Genomic DNA, 14,893 nt, shown 5'->3' on the forward strand with positions numbered 1-14,893 from the left:
CTGCCCACCACGGCCTGAAGACAGGCCCGGGCCGCAGGCCCACCATGCCCCGACGCACCATCAGCCAGTCACGCACCCAACAACGTGACAACGCCCCGGGCTTATTTCGAGGCCCTGGAAATCCCGGCCGAACTGCTGGCCCGTGTCGAGGAGCTGTGCTTCGACGCCGGGGCGGACGTCTTTCGGCACTGCGCCCCTGCCTGGGACGGCGAGGACGACCTGTTCGACGTCCGCTCGCTCGACGACCTCGTCCTGCTGCCCAACCTGCAGGAGGTCACCTTCGTGGAGGACGGCGTCCTGGCCGTGCCGGACGCGGCGGAGGTCTTCGCCGCGCGGGGCATCGAGACCGACTGAGCCCGACATCCGTTCGTCGCCCGCCGCCCTGGCCGGGGCCCTCAGAGGACCCGGCTCTCGTCCTCATCCCCGCGCTGGCGGTGATCCGCTCGTCTCCGCGGTCAAGTTCGCCCGCCGCCACGGAGCCTTTTCCCACCTGAAGCACCTGCCAGTCGGAGGACCCCGTGGCAGCTCCCCGGAGGCGCCAGTCAACTGGTGAAGACCTGGCCAGGAGCCCGTGCTGGACTCGGGTAGCCGATCAACGACAGTGCGGATGCCAGGTTGGAAAAGGCTTACGGTGTGGCAGGTCGAGGCTGTGTTGAGGTGTCCAGGAGTTCGGCGAGGCCGCGGCGGGTGGCGGCGATGACGACGCGGTCCTCGGGGTGTAGGACGTAGCCGGGGTGCAGGTCCCACAGGAGCTGGGGTTCGTCGCCTTCCTGGTGTGAGGAGGCGAGGTCGGGGCGGCGTGCTCCGGGGGAGGCGGTGTCGAGCGCGAGGACGCGCCAGGCCCCCGGGCGGAAGGCATCGGGGACGGTGCGGCCCTCGAACTGGGGGTTCCCGGCAACGATGAGGGCGGCGAAGAGCAGCACTTTGCGTTCGACGGGGATGGCGCCGAGGATCTGGCGGCCCATCATGGCTCCGGCGAAGGCGGGCGCGGCCAGGTGGGAGACGCTGCGGCTGCGGGTGAGGGCCTCGGGGTGGGCGGTGCGCAGGGTGCGGTGGACGGCGGTGGCGAAGTCGTCGTCGTACAGGCGCAGCGCGACGCGGAGGTCGGGCTTGACCGTACGGGCGTAGAGCGTGGCCTCCAGGTTGATGGTGTCGGAGCTGGTGAGGGCGAGCAGGGCGTGCGCCCGATGGGTTTTGGCGGCCTCCAGGACGCCCTCCTCGGTGACGTCGCCGAGAACGACGGGGACGCCGAGGCCGCGGGCGAGTGGGATGCCCCGGGCGTCGGGGTCCTCCTCGACGCAGACGACGGGGATGTCCAACTCCCGGAGCCGGGTCAGGACACGACTGCCTATCTTGCCGAGACCCAGCAGGACGACGTGCCCGGACAGCCCGCGCGGCGGGCGGCGCAGCGCACCGGCGGCGCGGAAGGTGCCGAGCGCCTCCAGCGCGCCGGCGACGAGGAGGGGGAGCAGGGCGAGGCCGACGAGGCCGGTCAGGAGCTGGAGGATCTAGTGGGTGACGGGGGCGCCGATCGCGGGGCCGTCGGAGCGGACCCGACGCCAGTCCTGCTCGGGGAGCGGGTACACGATCCGCTTGGCGGACCTGCCTCACCAGGGTTCCCCGGCTGCCGCAGCCCGTATGAGGCCATCCGAGCGAGGTGGTGGATCACAGAAGCGGGACCGGTACCCCGGCGGGCCACGTATCGTTCTGTGGTCTAAGACGTGTGGAGGCTGGCGTGGCGCGTGACCGGACCGGGCTGGCCGAGGTACTGGCCGCGGCGGAGACTGCCGCGCCGGTGGACTCCCTCGACGTTGTCGCACGTAATCTGCGGGACCGGTTCGGGGCGCAGTACGTGTCGTTCCTGTTCGTCGACATCGTGGGCCGGCGCATGCTGCGCGTCCACGACACGGAGGGCACGCATCTGGAAGGCCGCGCAGAGAGGATCCCCCTCGTGGACAGCAGCATCTACGACGAGGTCCTGCGCACCCAGCAGCTGGTGCGTGGGCCGGAGGGCGATCACGGGCAGCGGGTCCTGGCCCCGGTGACGAACCGCGGCGACACCATCGGCGTCCTGGAGCTGTTCCTCGCCGAGGTCACCCCGGACGTCCTCTCCCAGGTAGAGGAGGCCGCGCACGCGCTGGCCTACATCATCGTCACCGACCGCCGATTCACCGACCTCTACCACTGGGGCAACCGCACCACCACCGTCAGCCTCGCCGCTGAGATCCAGCGCCAGCTCCTGCCCTCCGCCGCCGCCTGCGAAGCTCCCCAGTTCACGCTGGCCGGCGCTCTGGTCCCGGCCGCCACCATTGCAGGTGACACGTACGACTACAGCCTCGACAACAACACCCTGCACCTGTCCATCACCGACGCCATGGGCCACGACGTCCACGCCTCCCTGATGGCCACCCTCCTGGTCAACGCCTCCCGCGGCGCCCGCCGCGCCGGAGAAGACCTCGCCGAACAGGCCCGCCAAGCCCACCAGGCCCTCCTCGACCACGGCCACCGCACCTTCGTCACCGGCCAGCTCCTGCGCATCGCCCTCGACGGGAGCGGCGCCCAGCTCGTCAACGCCGGCCACCCCCGACCCCTCCTCCTGCGCGACGGCACGGTCACCGAACTTGACCTGACCGTGAACATGCCCTTCGGCTTCGGCCACCATCCGGGCATCTACCAGATCCAGGACCTCGACCTGCGCCCCGGCGACCGCCTCCTGCTCCATACCGACGGGATGCAGGAACGCGAAGCCGAAGCGGTCGACCTGCCCGGCCTCCTTCGTAAGACGGCCGACGAGCACCCGCGGGAGGTTGTACGCGCGCTGGTCGGCGCGGTCACCGACGTCTATGACGGCCAGCCGCCGAGAGACGACGCGACCGTCCTGTGCCTGGACTGGCACGGCCCCGAAACGCGTATTCACGCGACCGCCTGAGCCCCAGCAACAGCGGATCAATCGCGCGCGCGACCGGGCGGTGGACCAGGGTCGGGGAGCCTCCGGCTCTGTCGTCCTCCGCCGACGGCCCGCGCCGCGTCGCGATCCTCGCCCGGTGCGCGTGCACCCGCCCGCCCGGTGTCGGGTGGGTGCAGTTGCTGCGGGAGGCCACCAGGTGGACGGAGCCCGATCGGCGCGGCGTCGACTGGGCCGTGACGGAGGCCGCGCTGGGCACCGCGCTGCCCGGTGACTACAAGGACATCGTCGACGCCTTCGGTGCCGGCAGCTTCGACGAGTACCTGGACCTGCTGGTGCTGGCTGCGCTCGGCACGGATCTGGTCTCCCGGGGCCGGGACATGGCGCGGTACGCCGACTTGTACCGGCCGTACCCGGTCCACCCCGTACCCGGTCCACCCCGCGCCCGGCGGCGTGCTCATATGGGGGACCTCCGAGCAGGAGCTGACCTTCCACTGGCTGACCGGACCGGCCGATCCCGACGACTGGCCGGTCCTGGTGCAGTACCTGGACGGTGAGTGGCAGCGCTTTGTTGACGGTTCCTGAAAACTGACCCCCAGGCAGTCCCCGAATCTTGACCCCCTCCTGACTCTTGGAGGGTGCTGAAAGTGGAGGACTGGGCAGAGATACGTCGGCTTCATCGGGCGGAGGGTGTGCCCATCAAGGAGATCGCGCGGCGGCTGATCAGGGTGTCTTCGTGGTCGGGGCCGAGGTAGGCGGCGTCCAGGGCGGTGAGGGCGCTGTAGAGGCGTGCGGCTTCGGCGGCGTCCTTTCGGCTGGCTGCTGCTTTGGCTTCTTCTTTGAGCTGGTAGGCGGGTTTGTTCGCCGTGTCCGGGCTGGTGGGGGCATTGTTCGGAACAAATGGCCGTGCCTGCGTGTCGGGGGCCGCCTTGCCGGTGATCTCGGTGCTGATCCGGTCGATGACGTCAGTGTCCTCGTCGTTGACTGCCGTGGCCCTGGCGAGCGCCGCGTCGATGTCGTCGGCCGCCGCATCGTTGTTGTCCGGCTGCCCCTGGGCAGAGTTCCCGGCCTGCGCGGGAAGGCGGTCGTGAGGCGAGGGACCGTCACCGCGAAGCCGGTCGAGCTCATCGGTGAGGTCGTCGATCTCCTGCCGGAGACGGTCGGCAAGGTCCTCGGCCTGCCGCCTCTTCTCCTCGGCCCTGGCCAGCTCTGACTCCGCCTTGGCCTTCTGCTCCTCCGCACGCCCGACCCGCTTGCGCGCCGCCTCCAGCTCGCCGCCTGCCATCTGGCCGGCGAGCCGGTCATGTTCACCGGTCAGTTTGCGCAGACGGTCCTCGAGGGTGCTGACCATGCCCAGTAGCACCCAGATCAGACGGGCCGAGTTCTGCGCGGCCTGACGCAGCTCACTCTCCTGCTCCAGCGCACGCGTCAGCCGCTCATAGACCTGGATCTGCTCGGCCTGCGTCTGCGCCACACTCACTGCGGAGGCCTGCGCCGGCACGGTGGGCCTGGGGGCGGAGCGGGGTGGGTGCGCGGCGTCCTGAAGGAGCCGGAGCGCTTCGGCCTCCCGGCGTTCGCGCAGCATCGGCGGCACGGTGGCGGCGATCAGCCGGGTGACGAAGACGCGCGGCGGGATGCGCCCGCTGAGCAACGTGCTGATCTGGCTCGTGGAGTAGCCGACCTCCTTCGACAGCGCAGCAAGGGTCATGCCCGAGTGGTCGACCTGCTGGCGGAGGAACTCCGCGAGACGGCCGGCGTAGCTGTTGACCGGGCGGACCGGCGCCCACCTACGCCCGCGCTTCTTCGTCTCCGCCACCCGCACAACCCCCGTTCACCCGCCGCGCATTGTCCGGCCGTCCTGAACAACACCCCGTGCATCCGGAACCTACCTGCAATGTTCGCTCCGGACCGTCCGTACAAAACAACTGGCGGCCATGGTCTGCCCAACGGCCGCACCCCGCGACCGTGCATCTACAGGAAGGGCAGACCATGAACGACATCCTCTCGCTCACCGCCGACATCCTCACCCTCGTCGGCGCCCTCGTGAGCATCACCCTCGAAGCCCGCCGCGCTCGCCGGGAAGCCCGTCGTGCCGACCCGGGCGGTGAGAAGCCGCAGGAGTGAGATGCCTCCAGAACCGGGGGCACTCTCGGCCCGCACCACTGGGTGATGGTGCGGGCCGTTTCGCCTTCAGGTTTGTCCTCGTCCGCGAACTGCCGCGCCCTGAGTCGGCTGCGCTTCGGAGTGTGCGGCCTTGCCCGGTGACGTGGGGCGGGGTCAGCCACTGAGTGCTCCAGTTGGCCCTGTCCTGCAGGTCGAACGCTCGGCTCGACGGTCCTTGCTCTTGCAGCGTTCGAGCAATGAGGGTGACACCACCGAAAAGGTTTGTCACGCGGTCGGATGTCGACGATGATCATCTCGTGACGACCAGAAAGGGCCATGCCGTCTAGGCGCCCCGCTCCTCTCTCCGCCGCTCGCGCGCCGCCGATCGCCGCTCACCGCAGTGTCCGACGGCCGTGACCGCCCACCCAGGAGAGCCCGCCCGTGCAGAAGACCGCCCTTATTCCTTACGCCCACCTTCCCCGAGCGCACCATGACCGCCATGTACTGACCAGTACCGTTGATGTCTTCGGCGCCGCCCACTGGCTGCTTGCCGAACGCGCTCCGCAGCCCGGCGGCGATGTCCTGCCCTTCGACGCCCTGATCGTCTCCGTCCATCCGGGCGGCACCGTCGAACTCACCGAGCTGAGCGCCGTGCGGGCCCGCTGGCCGCACCTGGACCGCCTGCCCGACGGCGGGTTCGTCGTCGCCGCGTCTCGCGCCCGCCAGCACGAGGACGCGAACCAGGTCCAGGTCTTCAACGCGCTCGGCCGTGAGACCTCGTCCTTCTTCGTCGGGGACGCCATCGAGCATCTGCTCGTGGACGAGGCCGGCCACATCTGGGTCGGGCACTTCGACGAGAACCCGGACGGAATCCGCCGCTGGAGCGCCACGGGCCGACTCGCCTGGACGTCAGACGGCGCCCGTATCCCCGGTCTCCTCGACTGCTATGCCCTGAACGTGTCGGGTACCGCCGCCTGGGCGTGCCCATACACGGACTTCCCGCTCGTCGAGATACGCCCCAATCGCCCCGACCGGCCCGTGAGGGTGCGGGCGAACCGCGTACGGGGCGCCCGTGCGGTGGCCGTCCACGGTGATCGGGTGGCCTTCTACGGCGGCTACGGCGAGGAAGGGGACCGACTCGCCCACGGAGAGCTCAGCGAAGCATCCGTCGAACCAACGGACGTGGGCCTGCTCACCCTGCCGGATGGCCCCGTCCCCAACCGTCGGCGGGTTGTCGGCCGGGGAAGCAGGATCTACGTCCAGGCCGAGCCGTTCACCGCGTGGGGCGTGTTCGACCTCAGCAGCTGACAGCCCGCGCTGGAAAGATCGTTTCGACCCCGTCGCCGACCATCCGACGGCCAGTCCGCAAGGAGCTTGGCCACGGCGCGCGCCAGTGAGGGGCGGTGATCCGGTATGCCCGAGGGCACACCGGCTCACCAAAGGCACCGCCCATTGCCCCGTCTGTGACGAGCTGATCCGTCCTATTGTGAGCGACCGCCGCGAGCGCTGAACGGAGCGCGGATCGGTCCCGCCCACAGGGTGTGGGACACGTGTCCCGGTCAGGCGCCGGTGTGGGCGGCGGCCGCGGTGAGGAGGCGTTCCCAGGTGCGGGGGGTGCCTCCGTGCTGTTCGGCGAGCGCGGCGGCGATCCGGCCCTTGGGCGCGCCTTCGGCCGCGGGGAGTGCTTCGCGGGCGGTGTCGAGGCGGGGGTCGCCTTCGTACGCGTGCTGTTTGCGGGGGCCTTGAGGTTCACCGGCGCGCCGTTCGCCGCCTTTGCCTTGTCCGGGGGCGTTGTCGCGGCGGTCGTGGACTTCCCGGCGGGTCCACAGGCGGGCGCCGTAGCGGGTGGTGCCGGGGGAGAGGTAGCCCTGGGTCGCGTAGGCCTGGACGGTGGATGGGGTGATGCCGAGGATCGCTGCGACGTCCTTGGCGGTGAGGAGGTCGTCGGGGTGTTCGCCGTCGGGCAGCGGGGGGATGGGCCGGCCTTCGAGGTAGGCGTCGGTCTGGGCGAGATCGTAGAGGAGGAACCGGCTGGCCCTCGGCCGGGCGGGAACCGGGCCGGGACGGAATGGGCCGTGGCCCTGCGGGCCCCGGACCGGCCCGTGGGCGGTGGGCGGCGGGCAGCCGGACTGGGGCGGGCGGAGCGCGTCAGGCCGGGGGCCGGTGTGCACCCGGTGAAGACGCGGGCGGGCGACAACCTGGCGACGGTCCTGCGATTCTGTGCGCTGACAGATCGTCGGACTCTGAAGGGCATCACCGCTCATGCGCATGAACCGTCTCACCACCACCGTCCTGGCCACCGCGCTCGGCTGCGCCGGTGTCCTCGCCGCCGGTCCTGCGGCCGGGGCTGCCGCCGCGTCCGGCTGCCAGTACAAAGTCGTGTGGCCGACCGCCGGTGTGTACGAGAACCCGAACCCGAACAGCGTGATCGTCAAGATCAAGCACGCCGGGGACATAGTGGGCGCGTCGACCTGCGAGGGCGCCAGCTACAACGAGTACGGCTACGTCCTGGTCACCACCGACGCGGCCGCCGACCGCCGGGGCTGGGTGCGCGCCGAGGCCGTCGTCCAGATCTGACGTATCCGCGTGGCACCGGGGCCGGATACCGGAACCATGCTGCCGCCCCAGCTCGATGGTGACCGCAGCGGAACGAGCACGAAGGCGATCGGCGGGGGAACGTCACCGCCGATGTGCCGCCCTCGGAGCACAGGGCCGCGCCCTCTCCAAGGCGCCGCAACGGCACCCCGGGGGGCGCGGCCCCGCTGACCGGCTGGCCGACGCTTGCCGCCCCTGAACCACAGGTCTCGATCGCGGCAGCAAGGACGACGAGTCATATCCACGCATGCGGACGAGCTCGCCGAGTCACGACAGCCCGACCGGACAAGTCCTACTGTCGCTGGTGGGCGAACACCGCCGTGGTCACGGCAGTCTCTACGCCGCGCTCGCCCAGGGCCGCATTGACGCCGAACGGCTGCGGCGGACCCTGGCATCGGTGCCGCTGCCCCGGTCGGCGGACGGCCGGCTGGTCCTGGCCGTCGACGTCACCTGCTGGCTGCGGCCCGACGCCCACACCTCGCCGCAGCGGATCCTGTGCCACACCTACGGCCGCGGCAAGGACCAGCACAACCCCGTTCCGGGCTGGCCGTACTCGATCGTCTGCGCACTGGAACCCGGCCGCAGCTCGTGGACCGCACCCCTGGACGCCCGGCGTCTGGCGCCCGGGGACGACACCGCCACCGTCACCGCCCGGCAACTGCGCGACCTGGTCGAACGGCTGATCACCGCAGGTCAGTGGCAGACCGGGAACCCGGACATCCTCATCATCGCGGACGCCGGATACGACGCACCCCGCCTCGCCTTCCTGCTGAAGGACCTGCCGGTGCAGGTGCTGGCCCGGATGCGCTCGGACCGCGTCTTGCGCAGGCCGGCCCCGCCGCGGGAGCCGCACACCAGGGGCCGGCCGCCCCGGCACGGCGGCGAGTTCGTCTTCGGACAGCCCAACACCTGGGGCACCCCGGACACCGAAACCGTCACCGGCACGCGCCTTTACGGCACCGCCCTCGCCCGCTCCTGGGACCGCCTCCACCCCAAGCTCACCCACCGCTCGTCCTGGGCCGCGGCCGACGGCACCCTCCCGATCGTCGAGGGGACGGTGATCCGCCTGGACATCGCCCATCTGCCCAGCGGAGCCACCCCGAAGCCGGTCTGGCTGTGGTGGTCCGGCACCGACGCGGACGCAGCGGACACGAACCGTCTCTGGCAGGCGTATCTGCGGCGCTTCGACATCGAGCACACCTTCCGCCTGTTCAAGCAGACCCTCGGCTGGACCTGCCCGAAGATCCGCACCCCCGAGGCGGCCGACCGCTGGACCTGGCTGATCCTCGCCGCCTACACCCAACTGCGACTGGCCCGGCCGCTGGCGGCCGACCGGCACCGTCCATGGGAAAGGCCTGTTCCCGTGGACAGACTGACGCCCGCGCGTGTCCGCCGCGACTTTCGGCACATCCGTCCAACAGCCGCCTGCCCGGCTCGGGCACCGAAACCCAGCAGCCCTGGACCCGGACGGCCACCGGGTCGGAAGAACACCCGGCCCACCCCGCGGCACGACGTCCACACCCCCAGCAAGACGGGCACTGTCACGTCCCGAAACAAGAAGTCGACCACCCCACGGCCCCGCCGCACAGGTTAAAGATCAAGCTAGGAAACCGGGTCGAGACAGGGCCCTTTGTGCTGCCCATGATTCTACGTGCCGTCATGGGGACTCACGGGGGTCTCACCAGCGGCAAGTGCCCCTTGCAGGTGGGGATTGCGCGCAGAGCGCAGGACGTCGGCTCCGGCCTCGTGCACGTAGGTGCACTGCGGCGTCGCTGGTGACCAGCGACGCCGCAGTGCCGAGCTTCCTGCCGATCTCGTCGCGGACCTGTGCTCGATCTCGATGCTGTGATGCATCAGCTCCAGGAAGTACCGCTCCTTGCCGAAGATGTCCCGGTGCTTGGAGGCGGACTTCAGGGGCAGCAGGCACCATCCGGAGGTCCCTGACCAGTGAAGTTCGACGCTCTGCCACCCCGGCCGTGTGACCCCCGAAGTCGGGAAGTTGGTCCGCCGACCATCAGGGGGCGGAGCCCTTACCGGTGCCACCCATCGTGGAACGGAGAAACGATCAGTTAGGGCAGCGAAGGAAAGTCGGTACGCTCCCCTTGGTTTCGCGGCTTTGCCAGAGGCCGAACCACCGTGAACAGGGGATGATTCATCATGAGCAGCACGCCTTCTGCCGATCTCTTCAGGCCGCTCCAGGAAGGCGACCCGGCTGTTGTGGGTGGTTATCGCCTGGCGGCCGTGCTCGGCACGGGGGGCATGGGCAAGGTGTACCTCTCCTACACCCCGGGCGGCAGGCCCATCGCGCTCAAGGTGATCCGGTCGGAGTTCGGCGAGGATCCTGAGTTCCGGCGGCGGTTCAAGCAGGAGGTTCACGCCGCACAGCGGGTGCAGGGCCTGTACACGGCGCCGGTCATCGACTTCGACACCGACGGCGTCCAGCCCTGGCTCGCCACCGCATACGTACCGGGCCCCTCCCTCGCACACGCCGTGGCCCAGCACGGCGCACTGCCGTTGCGCAGTGTGCTGTTGCTGACGGTAGGAGTCGCCGAGGCGCTCCACGTGATCCACGGCGCGGGCATCGTCCACCGTGATCTGAAGCCCGCCAATGTGCTCCTGGCCTCCGACGGTCCTCGCGTGATCGACTTCGGCATCGCCCGCGCGGCCGACGCCACCGCGCTGACCGGCGCCGGCGTCAGCGTGGGCACCCCGGCGTTCATGGCGCCCGAGCAGGCGTCGGCCGGTACGGTCACCCCTGCCACCGACGTCTTCGCCCTGGGGCAGATCGCGGCCTTCGCGGCGATCGGTTCTCCCGTCTACGGCGACGGGTCCTCACACGCGGTGCTCTACCGGATCGTTCACGAGGATCCCGACCTTAGCCGGCTGCCGGCGGAACTGCTCCCTTTGGTGACCCGCTGCCTCAGCCGCGACCCGGCCAGCCGGCCCTCCCCGGCCGAGATCATCGAGCTGTGCCACGAACTGTCACCCGTCGCGCTTCGCCAAGGCGAGGACTGGCTGCCGCAGACAGTCGCCGGATCGATCACCGAGCGGCTGCAACTGCCCGAACCGGCCAGGACCCCGCCGCCGCGGCCCGCTGTCCCGCCGACGCCGACCCAGTTCTCCCCACAGAATCCGGCGCCGGGCGCGGTGAACCCGTACGCGCCGACCGCGTCCGCCATGCCCTTCGCGCCCACACAAAACGCGCCGGGATTCCCCGGGCCGGTGCCACCCCCCGGGCACCCGATGCGCCCGGTGCAGGGCCACCACACCCCGGCTCCCGGCTACCCGGCGCATTCCACGCCTCCGCCGGCCCATCACCTGCCGTCCCCTGTCGCCCATGCCCCCTACGCGCCCCCGAAGCCGAAACGGACCGGACTGATCGTGGCCGCGTCGGTCGTGGGCGCGCTCGTCGTCCTGGGCGTCATCGGCTCTCTGCTGCCTGACGGCGACAACAAGGACAGCGGAGCCGCTTCCCCGAGCAGTAGGAGCAGCAGCGGTTCGAACAGCAGTGGACCCTCCGGTGCAGGCCCGCAGCCGACGGACCCGAAACCGGTCTCGTACAAAGGCATCGACCTCACAGAAGGCTACGAGATCATGCTCGCCGACAGCCCGCCACGCCCGACCGAGCGCGAGGACGTGGCCTACGGCAACGGAGATCTCTACTTCAGCGTCGTGGGTTTCCTGGAGGAGGCGAAAATCGGCACCGCCAACGGAAAGTTCGTCCTGCTGAATAACACGCAGAAGGGTTCCCTGGAGACCTGCCGCACGCAGACGCGCTACACCGAGAAGATCGGTCTCGACCAGCTCAGCAGCGGGTCGGAGATCTGCGTACTCAGCGACGCGGGCCACGTCGCGGTGGTCACCTACCGCGGTAGGTCGGGAAAGAACGATCCCGGCTCGTACGTCACCATCGACCTACAGATCTGGCGCAACGCCGAAAAGCCCAAAAACGACTGACCTTGCGCTCGTCAACACGGTGCGCACTCCGCCTCCAGTCCATGCCGAGCACACCGAACGCGGCAAACAGACCAGCACGACCAGCGCTCTCGCGCTGCGATGGGCCGGGTGAGTGAGCCTTTTCCAACCTCAGGTTGAGACGTGGTGAACGACGACACCCGTGCGGCGACGGTGGGGCATGGCCGGGCCGGTGCCTGGACAGCCGCCGTCCGCGATCGTCATCGTGTTGCCGACTGCGTCCTTGGCACCGGAGTCCGCCCATGCCTTGCAGTCATTACGGTTGCCGGGCAGGGGCCGGCCGACCATGGCGACCAGACGGCTGTCGGCGTCGATGACGACCTGGTGGCTGGTGGAGTACCGGTAGTTCTCGGACCGCTCGGCGATCGTGTGGTCGCGGATAGGGACCAGGGTGCCGTCCACGATGAGCACGGTGTCCTTGTGGAACCGCTGACGCGGTTGGAACGCGAGCAGCGGCCCGAGCCGGGCGACATCGCGTACGAGGCGCACAACAAGTGGAAGATCCCTGCGGAAGACACGCTCTTCGCCCTGAACCAGGCCCTCGCTCTGGACGGCAAGTCGAGCACCGCAGACCGCGACGCGTTCTTCTCGCTCCTCGCCCCGCCCGAGAAGCAGAACTGACCCACGGCCGGCAAGCAGCGGGGGTCGGAGCCACTGACATTGGCTCCGACCCCCGCTCCTGCGCACTGTAGTCACCCCTCAGCAGGCCTGCTGGTCAGCCTGTGCTGGTCGACATCCCAGAGCGGTACACCCGAGGTCACCTGGCGCCGCGATCAGGTCCGAGGGACACGCACCACTACTTTCCGGTCGAGGACGGCCGGTGCGAACGTGTTGTCCGGATTCGGATGGCTGATCCTATGTCTGCCGGATTGTCAGTGCCTGGTTCTACCTTCGACGAAGCGGTCTCTCCAAAGCGGAAGGCAGGGCAAATTGGCGAACATCGTCTGGCACGAGATGCTGCGCATCGAGCTGGATCTGACCTGCGAGGATCTCGGCTGGGAGAGCAGGCCAGGTCTGTGAGATCTGCTGTACCAGACGGATCGGCTGTACGCCGACAGAGACGTTCCGGTGTCCAGGCGGGGGCTGCAGTGCGGCGGTGTGTGCCGCAAAGCGGGCGTAATCGCGTGGATGTACCTGCGCGAGCGGGATGGGCGCCGTGAGGCGGTGCGCGAGCGGTCCGAGGACGAGGAGCGCCACCGGGCTGCGTTGTCGGACGAGCACAAGGCCTACCAGGAACGGATCCTCCGGACAGCGGAGAGCGTGGGGTTCCGCCGCCGCACCGGCAGCGGATCCCACGGCGACTGGTTCACGAACTGCTGCAGAGCCTGCATGTTCCCGTCCGGCAGCCGCTCGGCCATCGGCTGGACCGACTTGCGCCGACCGTCCAGCATCAGCCCCCGCAGATAACACCCTCCTCACCGCCGCTGATCCCGCCGCGACAGCGAAGCGAACACATCGGCAACGAACTCCGATAACTCACCCCGGAGCCGTTCCACCTCCCCAAGCCTCATGACCAGAAGATGCCCACCACCAGGGAAGATCACCCGACGTAACGAAGCACTACTAGTCTTCTGCGCGTGTCAGGGGATTGGCCTGGAGGAGCGCCGCGCCGAGCGGGGTGAGGGTGTGCAGCACCGTGTTGGCCGACCGCCGGCTGTTGATCAGCCCGGCGTCGCGCAGTGCGGAGCTGTGCTGTGCAGCCGCCGAGGCGGAGATCGCCAGAGCTCGCGCGAGTTCACCCGTGGTCGCTCCCGCTGCGCAGGCGTGGAGGATCGCGGCGCGACTGCGTCCGACGACTCCGGCCAGCGCCGACACCGTGGACGGTGCCGGGGCCCGGTCACGGCTTGGCACCCCGTCGAGGACCGAATAGACAACGACCGGCGGCAACCCGGGGTCCGCGATGGGAACGGGTGAGCCCCAGCAGAAGTACGAGGGCACGAGCAACAGCCCACGGCCGGCCAGGTGCAGATCCCGGTCGTCGCCTTGCGCGTCCACGTGCAACACCGGCGGCTCCCAGCGCATGGCCGGACGCAGACTCTGGAGAAGGCCGTCGATGCCACCAGTGAGCAGGGCGCGAGCCCGCAGACACCGCTCGGCCTCCAGGCTTGCCTGGACACGGTCGGACTGGGGCGCGATAACGGCGTTGTAGTAGGCCCGCAGCACCTGCACCAGCTCGGCACGCATCTTCGACTCGGCCAGGCGAGGGGTCCAGGCGGGAGCGCCACTCACCTGGGCCAGCGTCTGGACCTCGTGGAGGACTTGGGGAGCGGGCGCTGACATGATCGCGTCCACACCTGCGTCCCATCCGCCGCCCGCCGCAGCCGGAGTCAGGAAGTCGGGGAAGTACGCCGCCCGCGGGAAGAGGGGCAACAGCATGCCGCGCACGGTCGTCTCCAGTCGTTCCTCGTGGAGGCGGCTCCGGGCGGTGCGATGCCATTCGGCATAAGCCCAGCGGCCGCGGCGGGTCTGGAAGCGATGCAGGCTGGAGGCGATCTCCCAGAACGGATCCGCTGCGGCTGCCACACGCGTACGGGCTAGATCGGCGTCAGTGAAATGGATGCGGAGCAAGCAGTTCCCCCAATTTGACATGCATCTTTCACATATGACGAAACATGATGGATGCCGGCAATCACAGCTGACAAGGTCTTGCCACACCACAAACGAAGTCCAGCCGCCGCCCCACGACCGGCTGGCGACGTCGGTCCTGTCCGATTCCCCACAAGGAGTTCCCTGTGCGCAAGCCTGTGAACGCACTGCTCGCCACCGTCCTGGCTCTGGGCGGCGGCGGAATGATCACGCTCGGTTCGGCCACCACGGCCGCAGCGGCCAACCCGACGTGCAACTGGAGCGCGTCTTACTACGGAGCCTGGGTGCCCAACTACGGCACTACCAGCGTCAACGTCAACTGCGCCCTGTATCAGGGCGTCATGAACAACGTCGCGGTGGGCACGCTGCAGGAGACCCTCAACATGTGCTATGGCGAAAGCCTCGTGGTGGACCGGGACTTCGGTGCCGCGACCGAGGCCGCCCTGCGCCGCGCCCAGCAGAAGGCTGGCACCACGGTGGACGGCGACTACGGTCCGCTCACCCGCAAGGCCATCAAGCACAAGCCGGTGAGCGGCAGTACGTGCGTCCGCGTCCCCTAGCGTGGGTCTGTCCAGTAAACGGTGTAACCGGTTTGGTTGCTGAGGTCAGATTCGGTTGTCGGTGAGGCGGCCTGCGAAGGCGATGTCGAAGGCCTGGAGGGCCCGCTTCCAGCGGGTGGTCCAGCGTTTGCGGCCGGTGCCGGTCGGGTCCAGGGACATCACCGCGAGG

At 69.6% G+C, this 14,893-nt stretch carries 10 protein-coding genes and 6 pseudogenes; 9 read left to right on the forward strand and 7 right to left on the reverse strand.

Going from position 1 to position 14,893, the window contains the following annotated elements:
* Positions 1-84: 84 nt before the first annotated feature.
* Entirely contained in the window at positions 85-354 is a 270-nt protein-coding gene (locus ACFWUY_RS38725; RefSeq protein WP_384121152.1) for a DUF6892 domain-containing protein, read from the forward strand.
* Between the two features lie 272 nt (positions 355-626).
* Here the strand turns inward: ACFWUY_RS38725 and ACFWUY_RS38730 are convergent.
* A pseudogene (locus ACFWUY_RS38730) lies at positions 627-1,508 on the reverse strand (potassium channel family protein); the annotation flags it as partial.
* Positions 1,509-1,735: 227 nt separating this feature from the next.
* Here ACFWUY_RS38730 and ACFWUY_RS38735 point away from each other — a divergent pair.
* Together ACFWUY_RS38735 and ACFWUY_RS38740 are read left to right on the forward strand one after the other, a co-directional pair.
* Complete coding sequence (locus tag ACFWUY_RS38735) at positions 1,736-2,929, forward strand: PP2C family protein-serine/threonine phosphatase (RefSeq protein WP_384121156.1); 1,194 nt, start codon at positions 1,736-1,738, stop codon at positions 2,927-2,929.
* A gap of 429 nt (positions 2,930-3,358) precedes the next feature.
* Positions 3,359-3,490 (forward strand): hypothetical protein, encoded by a 132-nt coding sequence (locus ACFWUY_RS38740; RefSeq protein ID WP_384121159.1) that lies wholly within the window; start codon positions 3,359-3,361, stop codon positions 3,488-3,490.
* A 1,030-nt stretch (positions 3,491-4,520) separates the two neighbouring features.
* On the opposite strand, the pseudogene ACFWUY_RS38745 reads toward ACFWUY_RS38740, so the two are convergent.
* A pseudogene (locus tag ACFWUY_RS38745) lies at positions 4,521-4,727 on the reverse strand (helix-turn-helix domain-containing protein); the annotation flags it as partial.
* A 167-nt stretch (positions 4,728-4,894) separates the two neighbouring features.
* Here ACFWUY_RS38745 and ACFWUY_RS38750 point away from each other — a divergent pair.
* Positions 4,895-5,029 carry a hypothetical protein gene (locus tag ACFWUY_RS38750; protein WP_384121162.1) on the forward strand — a complete coding sequence of 45 codons (135 nt, stop codon included), beginning with the start codon at positions 4,895-4,897 and terminating at the stop codon, positions 5,027-5,029.
* 420 nt (positions 5,030-5,449) lie between these two features.
* Positions 5,450-6,316 (forward strand): hypothetical protein, encoded by an 867-nt coding sequence (locus ACFWUY_RS38755; RefSeq protein WP_384121166.1) that lies wholly within the window; start codon positions 5,450-5,452, stop codon positions 6,314-6,316.
* Between the two features lie 251 nt (positions 6,317-6,567).
* Here the strand turns inward: ACFWUY_RS38755 and ACFWUY_RS38760 are convergent, their stop codons facing one another.
* The gene (locus ACFWUY_RS38760; RefSeq protein ID WP_384121168.1) at positions 6,568-7,179 is read right to left on the reverse strand and encodes a helix-turn-helix domain-containing protein; all 612 of its coding nucleotides are present in this window, start codon (positions 7,177-7,179) and stop codon (positions 6,568-6,570) included.
* A gap of 91 nt (positions 7,180-7,270) precedes the next feature.
* On the opposite strand from ACFWUY_RS38760, the gene ACFWUY_RS38765 reads away from it, so the two are divergent.
* Together ACFWUY_RS38765 and ACFWUY_RS38770 are read left to right on the forward strand one after the other, a co-directional pair.
* The gene (locus ACFWUY_RS38765) at positions 7,271-7,585 is read left to right on the forward strand and encodes a glycosyltransferase (RefSeq protein ID WP_384121170.1); all 315 of its coding nucleotides are present in this window, start codon (positions 7,271-7,273) and stop codon (positions 7,583-7,585) included.
* Positions 7,586-7,898: 313 nt separating this feature from the next.
* Positions 7,899-9,197 (forward strand): annotated as a pseudogene (locus ACFWUY_RS38770) (NF041680 family putative transposase); the annotation flags it as partial.
* Positions 9,198-9,337: 140 nt separating this feature from the next.
* Here the strand turns inward: ACFWUY_RS38770 and ACFWUY_RS38775 are convergent.
* Positions 9,338-9,517: pseudogene (locus ACFWUY_RS38775) on the reverse strand (hypothetical protein); the annotation flags it as partial.
* Between the two features lie 243 nt (positions 9,518-9,760).
* Here ACFWUY_RS38775 and ACFWUY_RS38780 point away from each other — a divergent pair.
* Positions 9,761-11,560, forward strand: a complete 1,800-nt coding sequence (locus tag ACFWUY_RS38780; RefSeq protein ID WP_384121173.1) for a serine/threonine-protein kinase — start codon at positions 9,761-9,763, stop codon at positions 11,558-11,560.
* Between the two features lie 156 nt (positions 11,561-11,716).
* Here ACFWUY_RS38780 and ACFWUY_RS38785 read toward each other — a convergent pair.
* From ACFWUY_RS38785 to ACFWUY_RS38795, 3 genes and pseudogenes are all read right to left on the reverse strand, one after another.
* A pseudogene (locus tag ACFWUY_RS38785) lies at positions 11,717-12,274 on the reverse strand (transposase); the annotation flags it as partial.
* Between the two features lie 572 nt (positions 12,275-12,846).
* Positions 12,847-13,089: pseudogene (locus ACFWUY_RS38790) on the reverse strand (transposase); the annotation flags it as partial.
* 52 nt (positions 13,090-13,141) lie between these two features.
* The gene (locus ACFWUY_RS38795) at positions 13,142-14,101 is read right to left on the reverse strand and encodes a helix-turn-helix domain-containing protein (RefSeq protein ID WP_384121175.1); all 960 of its coding nucleotides are present in this window, start codon (positions 14,099-14,101) and stop codon (positions 13,142-13,144) included.
* Positions 14,102-14,310: 209 nt separating this feature from the next.
* Here ACFWUY_RS38795 and ACFWUY_RS38800 point away from each other — a divergent pair, with 209 nt between their 5' ends.
* On the forward strand, positions 14,311-14,724 hold the full coding sequence (locus ACFWUY_RS38800) for a peptidoglycan-binding domain-containing protein (protein ID WP_384121177.1): 414 nt from the start codon (positions 14,311-14,313) through the stop codon (positions 14,722-14,724).
* The last annotated feature ends 169 nt before the right edge of the window (positions 14,725-14,893 follow it).

Source organism: Streptomyces sp. NPDC058664, from assembly GCF_042716635.1.
Lineage (GTDB): Bacteria > Actinomycetota > Actinomycetes > Streptomycetales > Streptomycetaceae > Streptomyces.